This window comes from Morganella morganii H1r (assembly GCF_000633515.1).
GTDB classification, from domain to species: Bacteria; Pseudomonadota; Gammaproteobacteria; order Enterobacterales; family Enterobacteriaceae; genus Morganella; species Morganella morganii_B.
On sequence record NZ_AYMP01000075.1, the window covers coordinates 1 to 1,875 of the forward strand.

The window sequence follows — 1,875 nt, forward strand, 5'->3', positions numbered from 1 at the left end:
GTTAATTCTATCCTTTACAGCCGGGTCATCAAATGAATGCTTGTCTATATTATGAGCGAATTCATTGCGCAGCCTTCTGAAAATTGTTAGTTGCTCTCTAACCCCGTCACTCAAGACACCAAGACGATAAGCCATTTCTATTTTTGCCCCGAAGGAAAATAATGGAGCCCCTTCACCCGAAAAAAGTGGATCCCTTTTATCTTTTGATGGATAAATTCTTGCGGTGATCAGGTCTTTAAGTGCATCCTCGAATACGCTGGATGCGACCAATACCGCCCCTTTGTCACTTTCACTACGTAAAATACTGAAGTAACTTTTAATTAGATTACCAGTTTCTTGATCTGCTAAAACATTATCTACTTTAGTGATATCCATCATTCCTCACAGTGGTTTCATTGGCGTCCCCATCTTGCGGGATAGTGCCGATGTTGCAGGCCCTGAGTTTTGGGCGTCGTTAATAATGATTCTTATAACATCCTCACCGCTTAAGCCTTTTTCAGATGACTGCCCAACAATATTTTGTGGCGTTCCGTAGCTTTCAATAGTAACGTTAATATTTACTCCGCCGCCTTGCAAATCATTACTCTGCACAGACTTACCTGCATCCCCGGCAGTTATATACTGGCTACCGCTGGATGTCTTAGGTATCACTGCCGCTCCGGTCACATCATCGTAGCTGAACACCCTCCCGTTATTACCAGGAATGGCGATGAGTTTATTTCCGATTTGCATCAGTTCCGGTAAATTGCCCTCACCAATTTCATAGGCTGACCCGCCGCGAACATCACCACCGTTCTTACGCGCACCGGCGATACTCAGTGCGCTACCGGCAAGCTGAGCCGCCGTATACGCTTTCAGACCGGTAGCCGATGCAACACCACCTGTGGCAATAGACGCTGCAATTGCTGCCGGAGTCCATGCTGCCGCTGCTGCAGCACCACCGGCAATCGCTGATGCCGCATTAGCCGATTCAGCCGCCTTACCAAGAGTCTGAGACAGTATGAAATTTTTCAGCATATCAACGCCAACCTGCACAATCGCATTCACTACGTTGTTCAGGATGGTGTTGCCGAGAGAACGCATCGCTTCTTCTGCTGACATTGTTCCGGTCATTAAGCCTGTCAGGACGTTTGAAGCATTACCGGCGAAGGAGTCTATTGCTGACGTCAGCATTTCGTATCCTAACCCCTGCTGACTGAGCAATTCCCACTGAGCCGCGAGTTGCTGTTCCTGGTACTGCTTGTCCTGTGCGGTTTTCAACGCCAGATACTGTGCGTCCGTGTTTTGCTTGGCTGCGATGTACTGGTCATAACTGAGTTGCCCGTCCTGATAGGATTGTTGCAGTAACGCCTGCTCTGCCTGATAGTACGACTCCATCAGAGACAGTTTCTTGGCATTCTCATTTGCTAGCGCCTGCACAGGGTCAATCTGAGCACGGTTCTCTGCAACAAAGTTAACGGCATTTTTCGACGTTTCAGAGGATATCTTATTGGAGTATTCCTCCGCGATTTCAGCCCGGCGCTTGTGATATTGCTCATCCTCAATCAGCTTATCCTTCAGTTGCCGCTCAAGCTGCGCCAAGTCATCATCACGCGTCTGTTTTGCTTTGGCTAGCACATTGGCATCAAGTGCGGCTTTCTGGTCTGCTGAACGCTGCTCAATGGCGAATTTCTCTGCCGCCAGTTTTTCGGCCTGGGCGATTTGTGCTGATGATGCTTTGTCACCGAGAGACCTGGCGGCATCGTACTTCGCCATTTCCAGCGACCCTTCGCGGTAGCCGGTATTGAGGCGTTCGAGCGCTTCCGCCTGTTTTTTCAGCGCATCAGCAGCAGTGTCTTTTTTGCTGCCTGACTTTCTGCCTTTTTTGTTTTGCTC

At 48.9% G+C, this 1,875-nt stretch carries 1 protein-coding gene and 1 pseudogene; both read right to left on the reverse strand.

Annotation, left to right across the window (positions count from 1 at the left end; all coding sequences use genetic code 11):
* On the reverse strand, window positions 1-378 hold a 378-nt coding region (locus U868_RS0122420; RefSeq protein WP_205275550.1), incomplete at its 3' end, for an MltR family transcriptional regulator.
* Between the two features lie 3 nt (window positions 379-381).
* A pseudogene (locus U868_RS0122425) lies at window positions 382-1,875 on the reverse strand (tape measure protein); the annotation flags it as partial.